The sequence below is a fragment of the Mangrovibacterium sp. genome (assembly GCF_059905295.1).
This window is the reverse complement of the sequence record NZ_JBZQJF010000277.1, coordinates 1-12,152: the sequence shown is the minus strand read 5'-3', so window position 1 is coordinate 12,152 and position 12,152 is coordinate 1. Positions and strand designations below refer to the sequence as shown.

11 protein-coding genes and 1 pseudogene are annotated in these 12,152 nt (G+C 44.1%); 8 read left to right on the top strand and 4 right to left on the bottom strand.

Annotation, left to right across the window (positions count from 1 at the left end):
• Window positions 1-3: 3 nt before the first annotated feature.
• On the bottom strand, window positions 4-1,365 hold the full coding sequence (gene radA / locus AC37HE_RS14225) for a DNA repair protein RadA (RefSeq protein WP_500783516.1): 1,362 nt from the start codon (window positions 1,363-1,365) through the stop codon (window positions 4-6).
• Between the two features lie 270 nt (window positions 1,366-1,635).
• Here radA and AC37HE_RS14220 point away from each other — a divergent pair, with 270 nt between their 5' ends.
• The 8 genes from AC37HE_RS14220 to AC37HE_RS14185 all read left to right on the top strand — a co-directional run bounded on the left by AC37HE_RS14220 (window position 1,636) and on the right by AC37HE_RS14185 (window position 8,416).
• Window positions 1,636-2,736, top strand: a complete 1,101-nt coding sequence (locus tag AC37HE_RS14220; protein WP_500783515.1) for a nickel-binding protein — start codon at window positions 1,636-1,638, stop codon at window positions 2,734-2,736.
• Window positions 2,737-2,923: 187 nt separating this feature from the next.
• A complete protein-coding gene (locus AC37HE_RS14215) occupies window positions 2,924-3,313 on the top strand; it encodes a group I truncated hemoglobin (protein WP_500783514.1) in 390 nt (129 codons plus the stop codon).
• Window positions 3,314-3,744: 431 nt separating this feature from the next.
• Entirely contained in the window at window positions 3,745-4,278 is a 534-nt protein-coding gene (locus AC37HE_RS14210; protein WP_500783513.1) for an ester cyclase, read from the top strand.
• Window positions 4,279-4,297: 19 nt separating this feature from the next.
• Window positions 4,298-4,765, top strand: a complete 468-nt coding sequence (locus AC37HE_RS14205) for a hypothetical protein (protein WP_500783512.1) — start codon at window positions 4,298-4,300, stop codon at window positions 4,763-4,765.
• Between the two features lie 285 nt (window positions 4,766-5,050).
• Window positions 5,051-5,818, top strand: coding sequence for a hypothetical protein (locus AC37HE_RS14200; protein ID WP_500783511.1), 768 nt, complete (start codon window positions 5,051-5,053; stop codon window positions 5,816-5,818).
• 830 nt (window positions 5,819-6,648) lie between these two features.
• Entirely contained in the window at window positions 6,649-7,005 is a 357-nt protein-coding gene (locus tag AC37HE_RS14195) for a hypothetical protein (RefSeq protein ID WP_500783510.1), read from the top strand.
• Between the two features lie 272 nt (window positions 7,006-7,277).
• Window positions 7,278-7,490 (top strand): hypothetical protein, encoded by a 213-nt coding sequence (locus AC37HE_RS14190; RefSeq protein ID WP_500783509.1) that lies wholly within the window; start codon window positions 7,278-7,280, stop codon window positions 7,488-7,490.
• 434 nt (window positions 7,491-7,924) lie between these two features.
• The gene (locus tag AC37HE_RS14185; protein WP_500783508.1) at window positions 7,925-8,416 is read left to right on the top strand and encodes a hypothetical protein; all 492 of its coding nucleotides are present in this window, start codon (window positions 7,925-7,927) and stop codon (window positions 8,414-8,416) included.
• A 342-nt stretch (window positions 8,417-8,758) separates the two neighbouring features.
• Here the strand turns inward: AC37HE_RS14185 and AC37HE_RS14180 are convergent, their stop codons facing one another.
• From AC37HE_RS14180 to AC37HE_RS14170, 3 genes and pseudogenes are all read right to left on the bottom strand, one after another.
• Complete coding sequence (locus AC37HE_RS14180) at window positions 8,759-9,724, bottom strand: HNH endonuclease (protein ID WP_500783507.1); 966 nt, start codon at window positions 9,722-9,724, stop codon at window positions 8,759-8,761.
• Window positions 9,721-11,496, bottom strand: a complete 1,776-nt coding sequence (locus AC37HE_RS14175) for a DUF2075 domain-containing protein (protein ID WP_500783506.1) — start codon at window positions 11,494-11,496, stop codon at window positions 9,721-9,723. The genes AC37HE_RS14180 and AC37HE_RS14175 overlap by 4 nt, the downstream gene beginning before the upstream one ends.
• Window positions 11,497-11,930: 434 nt before the next feature.
• Window positions 11,931-12,152, bottom strand: a pseudogene (locus AC37HE_RS14170) (hypothetical protein); the annotation flags it as partial.

Here is a 12,152-nt window from a genome sequence, read left to right as displayed (position 1 = left end):
TTCTTACTTTCGAAATACCTTTTTGAAAAACTCATCGACACGGCTCACCGGATCAATGTCAATTTTGTATTTGCTGAAGTTGAGCGCTTTACCGTTGGCCGGAACAAAAATCTTTTTCATACCCAGCTTTTCGGCTTCGGCAATGCGCTGCTCCAACCGGTTGACAGCACGGATCTCACCTGAGAGACCAACCTCGCCGGCAAAGCACATCGATTTGTCGATGGCCAGGTCGAAATTGGAGGACAGGATAGCCGAGATCACAGCCAGGTCGATGGCGGGATCGTCTACTTTAATGCCCCCGGCAATGTTGAGGAAAACATCCTTGGCGGCCAGTTTAAAGCCGGCTCGTTTTTCCAATACGGCCAGCAGCATATTCAGGCGTCGCAGGTCGAAGCCGGTTGAGGATCGTTGCGGTGTTCCATAGGCTGCCGTGCTCACCAGCGACTGGATCTCGATCAGCAGCGGGCGGTTGCCCTCGATAGCACAGGCAATAGCGGTACCGCTTAGTCCTTCGTCGTCGCGGTTAATGAGTAGCTCCGAAGGATTGCTTACCTCACGCATACCGGTGTTATTCATCTCGAAAATACCCAGTTCGGAAGTGGAGCCAAAGCGGTTTTTAATCGATCGCAGAATGCGGTACATGTATTGATTCTCCCCTTCGAACTGCAGCACCGTGTCAACCATGTGCTCCAACACTTTGGGGCCGGCCAGGCTCCCTTCTTTGGTAATGTGCCCGATGAGGATAACGGGAATACGGCGTTCCTTGGCGAACTTCAGGATCCCGTTGGTACACTCGCGAATTTGCGCAACCGACCCTGGCGACGATTCAATATAAGAAGTAGCCACTGTTTGGATGGAGTCGACTACCAGCAGCTCGGGCTCCATATGTTCACAATGGGTGAGGATATTCTCCAGCGAGGTTTCACTCAGGAAAAAGCAACTGTCATTTTCTCGTTTTAGCCGGTTGGCGCGGATCTTAATTTGCTGGATGCTTTCTTCCCCCGAAACGTACAGAATCTTTCGATCAGACAAGTCGAGGGCTACTTGCAGTACCAGGGTCGATTTACCGATGCCCGGCTCGCCACCAACCAGCACGAGTGATCCCGGAACCAGCCCGCCACCCAGGGTGCGGTTAAGCTCGCTGTTACGGGTGTCGATGCGTTCAACCTGCCCTGCGCCAACTTCGGAGAGGCGTTGTGGCTGTGCTCCGCTGGCCGAGCGCGAAGGAAGGGGAGTCTTGGTCTGCTTGACTTCAACTTCTTCCACAAAAGTATTCCACTCGCCGCAGTTGGTGCAGTGGCCCACCCATTTGGGCGAGGTATTGCCACAATTCTGACAGGTATAAACAGTCTTGATCTTTGCCATTCCGGTTGATTTGTTTGTTTTCGGTGAATAAAAGTAATGGTTTTGCGGGAAAAGCCGGTGCTTCCAAACCCGAACAGTTTGTCTGTTGCCGGATAAACCGAAAGAAGAAAGTCCCTTATTTCAATTCTGAAGAGCCATGGATTTCAGTTTTATAGCATCAACAAAAAGAAACCTTCTCTGCAATTGGCCGTTATAAAAAATACCATTTTGTCTTTTAATCTGAAGTGGTGGCGCCATAAGGTGCAAAGAACTAAATCTAAATCGTTGCTTATGCCTATCTATATGGATCGACATGATGTTTCGGACTCGGTGACAGCAGAGAATGTGGCCGAGTTGCATCAGCAAGACCTGAAAGTTCAGGATCAGTTTGGCTGTCGCGGATTAACCTACTGGTTTGATGATGTGCGCAAAACCGCTTTTTGTTTAATTGAAGCCCCCAGTGCCGAAGAGCTAAAGGCGATGCATGATCACGCCCATGGTGAGGTTCCGCATCGGATCATTGAAGTTGATCCGTCGATTGTGGAGTCCTTTCTCGGTCGGATTGAAGACCCCGTAAAAGCACAGAACACACGTCTGAACATTATTAATGAACCGGCTTTTCGACTGATTATGGTGGTTGAGACCGAGATTCAGTCACTACACGATTACCAGGGACAATCATTTCTTACACAGATCGAAGCTAAAGAGAAGCGCATTCGGGAGGAAATTGAAAAGCACGATGGGCGCCTGGTGAGGCATAAAGACAATCGTTTCCTGGCTTCGTTTACCTCGGTTACAAAAGCGGTGCACTGTGCCTTGCGTATTCAGGCCGCAGAGAAGGAGGCTTGGGATAAGGCCGACCGGGGGATGATTCGTTTAAAAATAGGTTTGAGTGCCGGCGTACCTGTAAGCGGGAAAAATCAGCTGTTTGAAGATAGTGTAAAACTCGCCGAGCATATGTGCCAGACCAATGCAGATATTGCCTTGACTGAAGAAGTTCGCGATTTGTATGCCAGTGAAAATGTTTGGCACGGCAATCTGAATGATCAGGTTTTGGTGTTGTCGGATGCGAATAAAAAATTTCTGACCCGCCTGATGGAGTTTGTCGGTCATGAGTGTGTTAATGCCGGGTTGACGGTCGAGAGTTTTCAGCGCAGACTAGGATTGAGCAAGACACAATTGTACCGTAAAATGATTGTATTGACCGGCAACTCACCCAACAATTTCCTGTTGCAGTACAGGCTGAAACGGATACTGCAATTGTTGAAGAACGATGATTGCAGCATTGCTGAATCTGCTTATGCTGTTGGCTTTAACAGCCCGTCGTATTTTGCCAAGTGCTTCCGAAAAGTTTATGGTTTGTCGCCCACGGTCTATAAAAGTTTGATTTGACAGGCTGCGGAAAACCGGCTTCTGGTCCAAATGTACCAGTGTTTGAACCAAAAGTAATCCTGTTTCGCGAGGTACTTCTTTAATTTTGAAAAAGGCTCATTCGTTATCGGAGCGGTTTTAAGGACTGCAAGTTACGAGTGAAGACATCGTAATAAAGAAATCGTTTCATATCTAAAATTGAATACCTATGGAAACTGAAGTTAAAAAAGCAACCCTCTTTGAGCGATTGGGTGAAGTTGACGGAATTAAGGCGATTGTGGACGACGCAATTGATATGCACATGAAGAATCCAGCTATTAGTGCACGTTTTTTACCTTACCTGAAAGATCCGGACCGGTTGGCTGTTATCAAACAGCACTCGGTTGATTTCTTTTGTGCCGGAAGTGGAGGTGCGGTAGAGTATAAAGGGCGCGATATGCCTGAGGCACATACCGGGATGAACATTAGCCGGGAAGAATATACCCATGTGATGGACGATATTATGCTGACACTGGGTAAACACGGTGTTGATGAGGATACCCAAAAAGATGTACTGGCTATTCTTTGGTCTTTAAAAGGGATGATTATCGGTCTGTAATTGTACGAATTGTTAGACCTTTTCTGCAGAGATAGTCATCAGACTATTTCAACCCGGGGAGCGTATGTCCGGGTTTTATTATGTGGAGGCGTTTGTCCTTAAGCCGGACGGGCTGTTCATTTTGCCCAGCTGTCGGTTTTGACTCACCCCGACGCTCGCTATACTCGCGCCACCCCTCTCTACTGGTAGAGAGGGGACAGATTAAGCTAAAATCATGATTTTAGCTTAATCAGAGGAGAGACAGTTAAGTTCTGACATATTGGTGAAGTTTTGCCGTCTCTGACTCGCCTACGATGGTAACACTTTGAATATGTTTTCTTAACCCTCTTTTTCATTCAGCGGAGTGGCGCCCCGATTTTGCTTCAGTTATTGCTCATTGTAGCTTTTCCTTTCCTAATCTCGTATTTCATACAAAACCAAAATCTATTGTTATGAAACGAATCCTAAGCTTCGTAATTGCCTTTGTATTATTGCTTGGTGTATCCTGTGTTGATAAGGCAGACAAGGCTGATCTGAAAGCCTTGAAATCGAAAAATCATGTGGAGGAACACAATAAGTTAGTTATTCAGAAATACTGGGAAGGGAAATGGAACGACCGTCGTCCGGAGATTTTAGAAGAATCGCAAACACCCGATGTGGTTTACCATGGCACCTCCGTAAGTATGAACGGCATCGACGAATACCGATCTGTTTATCAAACCTATCTGTCAGCCCTGACCGATACGCATATCGAAATTGAAGGACTGATGGCTGATGGCGATTTGGTGATGAGCCGTTGTCTGTTTTCGGGTGTTAATACAGGCGAACTCGAAGGACTGTCACCAACCGGTAAAAAGGTCGAAATTCAGATGTTTACCGTTTTCCGCCTGGTGAACGGTAAAATTGCTGAAGAATGGGAGATCATGGATGAACTTGGCTTTATGATGCAACAGGGCATGGAGCTCACTCTGAAAGAAGAGCCTTAATCTTATAAAGACTATAGTCATGAAAGAATTTCGGGATTTTTTGCGCGTATTGGTCGCTTTGGCTATCTCTTTGGTTACTTTTATTTCTATCGATGAAGCATTTGCATTTGATCCAAAGTTGAGAGGATCGAACGTGTTTCGAAATGTTCTGCGTGTATTGGTCACATTGGCTGCCATTCTGTATGCTCTTATTTTTATTGATGAAGCATTTCCTCCTTATGATCGAACGATGACTGGATCTGGGTTCGGATTAGTCATGTTTTTTGTACTCTTCATTTGGTTTGTAATTGGTTACTTCTATTTATGGAAGAATGAAAAGATTGCAGGAATATTCTTAACGGCTTGGTGGGGCGGAGTCTTTTTTACAGCATTTTTCTTCTGGTTTTATTGGATTGTACCCGTGATTTTTGGTTCTCCAATCCTTTTCCTGGGGATGCTGCTGTTGAAGTATTCTAAGTGGAAAAATAGCGCTTTAGAGAATAGCTAGGTTGTTTTCGAAACTGGTTCACACTGCTCCAAACCATCAAACGACCTGCCTTTCACTGGGTAACCGTTGAATTTAATTCTTTGGTAATTGAGCGGGTTGACGCTGATTTTAATTGTACGATCATGATGTCTGTTGGGAAAGAAGTCATGGACGAACTTGGCTTTATGATGCAACAGGGCATGGAGCTTAGCATGCAAAAAACGACGGAGGATTAGGAGTTGTTGACTGAACCAACCGATAGCTTATTCCGTAATTGTTTGTGTTTCACCTTAAAAAAACCAAATCATGAAAAAGTTTACCTTGTTTTTTGCGATTGCTCTTTTTGTGGCTCTGCTTGGAATAAACTGCACCCATGCTCAGGATGCTGAAGGGCCACAGATGATGCTGGTCATGGAAGAGTTTGTTGCTCCTCCCGACATGCCTGAATTCTGGAAGGTTCAGTCTGAGGGGATGAAATTGTTCAATGAGTTGGATGTTGATATGACCGTCTACACTTTCCGAACAGATGAAAATTCATTTTATTGGGTGATGCCGATTAAGAATTTTGCTGCCATCGATACACTGGCTGCGAAGATGATGGAGATTAGAGAGAAGATGAAGGAAAAGGGATTTGATGAGCCTGTTAAATTTCGCGACCTCTCTAATATCAGTCAATCGGTGGTCCATTGGAGTAAAGAGCTTTCCTATCACCCGGCGGAAGAGGAAGCTGCAACAGAACCCAATCATTTCTATGAATGGACTTTTATCTATCTGAAATCGGGTCACGAAAAAGAGGCTGCTGAGGCTGTTCAAAAGTATATCGACTTTACCAAAAATGAAGGCATTGACTATCACTGGGATATTTACCAGGTGGTGTTCGGGAACCATACACCTTGCTGGATCCTTGAAACCTCGGCTGAAAGCGAAGAAGCTATGCGACACTTTGAAAGTGAGAACGACAAAAAATACAAAGCACAATATCGGGAGCTGTGGTTGAATTTTGTTCCGCATGTACGGACCATGGAAACCAAGAAAGGCTGGTATCTACCAAAATGGTCAGTAATGGCGAATTAATAACTTAGTTCGTGTTTGGTAGCCCGGCTAACACCGGGGTATAGTTGTCGTGTTTTGATTTCAGGCGCACCGGGAATGTTGTTGTTGGTTGGTTTGCATGCGCCGCATGGTTTGAATGATCCTTTTTTGTCCTTAAGCCGGACGGGCTGTTCATTTTGCTCAGCTGTCGGTTTTGACTCACCCCGACGCTCGCTATACTCGCGCCACCCCTCTCTACTGGTAGAGAGGGGACCGGTTCAGCTAAAATCATGATTTTAGTTGAATCAGGGGAGAGACAGTTAAGCGTTGAGTTACAATCTATTGGTGAAGTTTTACCGTCTCTGATTCGCCTGGATGGTAACATTCTCCAACTGGTTTCTTAACGCTCTTTTTCATTAGGCGGGATGGCGCTTCGAGGATGCTTTTTTGTCTAGACATCTCGCAACTTGCTAAAGCCCCTTCAGGACTGGGGGCAAACGGTGCCAGGTTTTAAACCTTCGAGGCCAGTCGATTATCCCTTTGCACGCAGGTTTTCTTCCAGTTATAGCTACGATTTTAGAACGAGCAGGTATTTTTTATCTTATTTATGCTAAAAACAGCTTGACTTTGGTCGCTATCTTTCATAATTTAGTTGATAATTAAGGTTAGTCCTTGTATTAACCTTTTAAGCGATTCTTCTTTTAGTAATAGTTTTTTGTCGAAATGATCCCAATACTCACATATGCCCCGGGGTGTATGTATATCCGGCTGTGTGGCCGGAGTGGTAAAAAGAAGGCCACCTGTGCCGTCGAAAGCTTACAGGTGACCCGATTAATAACGCAAGCATTATTAAATCCAAAACAAATTTAAAAATGTCAGGATTAAATGATTCTAGAAGACGTGACTTTGTTTCCCAGTTTATTGTGATTTTGGAACGAAATTCACAATTACTGACCGACAAAGGTTTCGATCCGATTGCAAAGATTGACCAACTAAAAGCTGAACTGGAGGCCGCCGATCAGGCCGAAGCTAAGCAAGTAGAGGCTGCTGCTGCTGCAAAAGATGCTACCAAGCTCGCACATGAAGCCCTCGGCATTGCCTACACCGACAGTTCGGCTACGGTTGATCTGATAACAGGTTTGTTTGGTAAAAAGGACAACCTGGTGATCGAGATTAAGAAATTGAGGAAAGTCGGTAAGCCAAGAAGCACGTCTGACGAGGAGGCTTAAACCTCTCTCATGAGATCTGCCTTGTAAAACAGGGCAGATTTTTTTTGTCCTGTTGTTTCGCTTCGGTTTCCTTTGGGATCAACCTTTTGGTTTAACGGGCAACCGTCTCGGATTCAACCTTCCGGATTTTGGAACTTAAACTGCTTTTGCATAAATGTCCCTGTAAGCTTATGGGATGTCCCAGCATTCCTTCCGCCCGTCCCAGCATCGTGCTGGGAAAGGAAATCATAGATATTTCCTTTCCCAGCGAAGCAATCCCATAGGAAATATCTATGATGGGAAAGGCGGAGAGCTTGCTGGGACGTCCCAGAGCCTTTCTGGGATGTCCCAGAATCACGCTGGGAAAGGAAATTATCTTGCTGGGACGTCCCAGCGCTTCGCTGGGAAAGGCGGAAGTCATCCCGGTTTATACCAGCGCAGTAATTAATTGCTTTGTTAATGAACAGGTGTTTCCCAGGCTTGCGCTGGTATTCCGTATTTTTTAGAAAGCCCGGGAAGTGGGCTCTTCGCAGCTATTTTGTCGTGTATTTGCTCAAATAGATAATTTAAGGAGCTAAAAATTATGACTTCTAAACTGTCTCTCCCTTGCCGGTAAATTGAAATTTTTCGGACTGGCCTCAGAAGCATTCCCGGGCACGTGTGGGATCGTGATGAACTGCGTTTATTTTTATGTGTACCTTTTGAAGGCTACGGGTGGTGGGCTCTTCGCAGTTTTTGTCTTCTGAGCTATTACTAAAAAATAAATTCCTGCTAACTGAAAATTTAAACTCCTGTCGAATTGACTAGCTACCGGGAAGAATGGAGCATCTTCTTTACCGGGATCCCTGAGATATATTGGTGCAAATCAGGGAAGAGTCAGCAGATCACTTAAGGAAGGTTAGAGAATATGGATTATCTTTCCTGTGTAAAAACAGCTGTTATGCATTTTGATTCCAAAAAGTTTAAGGGATTGTATCAATGGATCATGGCCTGGGTTTTCTCGGTAGGCTTGTTGGTTTACCTGGGAACTTATAATTCGCTCGACGATTCGAGAGTTTATAGCCAACTTCAAAAAGATCGACCTGTTCAGCTGATAATTGAGCAGCTTAACAATGTTGGTAACCGCGATAAATTTCCGCTGTTAATGGCAGTTGGGCGGGTTGTTGGTGAAGAAAGGAAATACGAATTCCGTGTGAGCCGGGGAGAATTTGAAAGCCTCACGGTTGGAGAAACAACGACTGCCTTTGAGACCACCGATCAGCAAACGGTGATGACGGCTTATGCGATCGACAACCTCAAACCGTTTGTGTCCTTCTTTGGGCGACAACTTTCCGTTTATGTATTTGCCGAAGCGCTGTTGGCTTTAGGCCTATTTGTGGTCTTAGGCTTTGCCAGCCGAACTATTTTCCGGGTGTTTGTTGGGAAAGTTTGAGGATTAATTGTTCAATAGGCTCATGCGAATAACAGGTTTGGATTTCCTCGATATAATCAAATTCATACCATGAATAATCATCGCAATATCGGTGAAAACGAAACTTCCGAATACCAACCTTTTCAGGATAGAAGAATTCTGTGTCGATTAATGAACTTCTTATTTGTTCCGAAATCTCTTCACATGTAAAATGATTAGGATTCGAGAAAACCTTATGGCCGAATTTCTTGTAGTTTCCCGAATCCCGATAGAGGTAGTGAAAGCGGATTCCTTTTGCCATAGTCTTTTGAAAACAAAGTAAGGGTAGAGGAAGGTATTTGTCAACGGACTATGCGTCACATTTTATTGGAATCCAAATCTTTTTCTATGTCCCTCAAGTCGTGTAATGGAAGGATAAAACCTATTATCTTGAGGTAAGATAATTTCTTTGTTTTCGTATTGCCGGATTCCCGCATTTGGATTGAAATCTCTTAGTTTAGGATGAATAATTACTTTGTATTGATTGGAGATGGCGATCAAGCCTCTATCAAAAGCTCGATGAAGTGTCGGTGAAATTGCTATTCCATTTCTGATAGAATCGTTTAAGCTTTCGGCAAATGGAGCTATGTGGCAGGCATCAACCAGTGGGCGGTTGCTTGCATCTGTAACTTTCAATCCAGAAATGGAACATTGGTTATCGTATATTTCCAAGATGGTTTTGCGAAAGACAGAACTTCTCAAAATAGCAAATTCTTCTCTCGTTTCACGGGTGTGCTCTTCGATCTGCCTTTTCACAAGACGAGCAAAGTTCTGTTCGGGCTCGTAAAGAATCTGTTCCTTTATTTGTTGAGTGTAGCTCGATTTTTCTTCTGGGTTCAAGGGCGAATTAATTCCGAAGTAATGGCAAAGAATTTCACGTCTTAATGCTTCGCGTTGCAGGCTGTTAGAAAATGCAATATACATTTCTTCAGACAATTGTGCGGCCATTACGGTTTCGTTCAAGGCTTTAAAACTCTTAATGGAATTACTATTACTTGTAGGAATCTCCTTGCCCGGTAGCGTGATCAATTGCCAAAACTTGCCTTTCTCGTTTTTTAGGTGAAAGAAAGGTAATGCAAATGTTGGTGAGTGTGGTGTTTTAACCAGTAGGCACCAATTATCATGAAATCGTTGAAGCAATTCATCGGTAATCTCAATCCAATTTTCGGTAATTTCTCTGGCTTCAAATGAGTCAAGGACTGAAAGCAGTAGAACTGGTTTGTGGGGAGCCTTGCCGTATTTGGTAATTCCCTGTTTTAAGGAGTGTATATGTTTTATCGCTTGATTCATATAATTTCAAATCCGATTGATCTTAAATACTCAAAGGTCTCGTCATAAAACTCAGGTAGTCTAGTTGGATCTTCTTGGTCGCCTTGGGGAACTACGATAACCATACCTTGACGAGCTCGTGTAAGTAAAACGCGGTAAGCATTCTTTAGATAAAGCTTTCGATCTTCTTTATTAATGTTCTGCCACTTGTTGCCCTTGAATGATTTGTAATCCCAATTACCATTAGAGTACCTAAAGTCTCCATCCCAAGCTACGCAGGCCCAATCTAACTCCAGCCCTTGTACATGGAACTCAGTCGCTACATCTTCAAGGTAGTACGATGAGCGGATATCGTCTTTACCGTTGAGGAACCAATTGACGGGATCGATCGGAGATTTGACATCAATTGCATATGGCTTCAATCGCTGAGCTTGCGAAGAAACGACAATTCCGAAACGTTCGCTTCCCCGAGCCTTTTCTTTGAGCCATTGCTTAGCTTGGCCGAAATCTCGACACAGAACGATCGGATATTTTAAGTTCAATTCTGCCAAAATTGTTTGTGCTTGCGCGAGGTTGATGTCTAAGATATTTTTGATTAACAGAGATACATTTTCGGCTCGAAACGATCGCATCGATACCGACAAATGGAGTGAGTCAGAGTGAAAAACATTGTTTCGATGATTGATCTGCTTTAGTATTTGTTCTGTATTGTATTCGCTATCGGTTAAGCGAGTCGACATGTAAATTCTCCAGTCAGGAAAGGATCGCTCAAGTGCTTCGATCCATTCAGAAATACCTGCTTCCCCGGTATTGATCTCTTGTCCTCCGCCTACTAAGCACACAACAACAGCCCAATCTGGATGCCGATCAAGGCAGGAGATTAAGAACTCGGGTTCGGACATATTGAAGTCTGGCTTTCCCTTCTTTTGCCGCATAAAATTGCTGGTTTGTTCTAAGGTCCAGGCACGTTGTGCTTCATCGAAAAGGGTTACATGCTCAATTGGAGGAGAACTGTCGCGCAAGCCTTCATCTCTGAAGTGGTGTACGTTCTGAATGAATGCCTGTACTTCGCTACTTGCAACTTTCTTGGTCAGTTTTTCGCCCTTCGCTTTGGCTTGTTTGACTTTGTCTCTAGCTAAAGCTTCCTGTAATATTTTTACTAGAGGCCCATTGCCAGATAGGAACACACTATATAAGTCGCTTTCCTTGTCAAAGTGTGTGGTTGCAATGTTTAACCCAACTAAGGTTTTTCCTGCACCGGGTACTCCGGTAACAAAGCAAATCGCCTTTTCCGAATTTTCCTTTGACTGTTTGATAATTTCCGAGACTTCGCTGGATGTTTGGCTAAGGTTGATCGCACTGGCATCACTTCGCGAAATATTCTCAACGGAGTGATTATTATAAAGAGAAGTAGCTGCTTCAATAATGGTGGGAGTCGGTTGATAGCGTCCTTGGTCCCAATCTATAATATTGATTTGTGCCTGTCCGTTCTGGAAAAGCAAGGCATTATTGATGATATGCAACAGATCCCTCGAGTTCGATTTTACTGGATCGAATAGATTGTCACCTTGCTTTGATGTTGAAAGAAATAGGTCGGACTGTTTAGCTTTTGTTGCAAGCAATACCGGAACAATTGTTTTATCGTGACTGGTTTCATGAAAGTTTTTCAAATCAAGTGCATAGTCCCAAACTTGGTCAATAGCATGTGTTGGGTAATCTTTTTCACCAACCTTGAATTCAATAACGAAAATAATAGACTTGATGACGAGTAGTACATCGATTCTCTTTCCCATCCGAGGGATGGCATATTCAAAATAAATTGAACCAGAATGTCCATTTAATATGCTTTGGAGGTATTCGATTTGGAATTTCCATGCATCCTTTTGAGTTTGTTCTGTTGCAAACTCGTTATTGTCGGCTAAAGTTCCCAGTATTTCGGTTGGTGAAGAGGAATTAAATTTGTCAATCGTACTCGAAAAGTAGGCTCGGTTCATTGAGTTGATTTTTGATAATCAAATATCAAAAAAATATAGAATAAAACATAACTGACATTTATTGTTTCATATTATAGCTGCGCGTTTGCTTATCGTGTACATCAACCATGCTTTAAAGTTAGGGAAAGCGGGGCGTAGTAAAAAGGAAAAGCTCCGGCTTTGTTTCCGGAGCTTTTGGTTGGGTGTTGTCTTGTTTATCCCGGCTTGCCAGGCTGTTCGTTCTTCGCTTTGGCTTATTTAATTCGTGAACTGTTGATTGGTGTATCGGCGGTGGCCCATACTTCGGCCAGTTGGTTGCCGATGGCTTCGGCGTTTTGTGTATCGCCCAGGCCTTGGTAGGCCAGCTTCATGCCTTGTAGTGCCCATCCGTTTCGGGGATAGGTTTTCAGGTCGGTTTGGTAGGTTGCCAGGGCATCGGTGTAGTGGCCGGCTTCAATCTGTACGGCTCCCAGGTT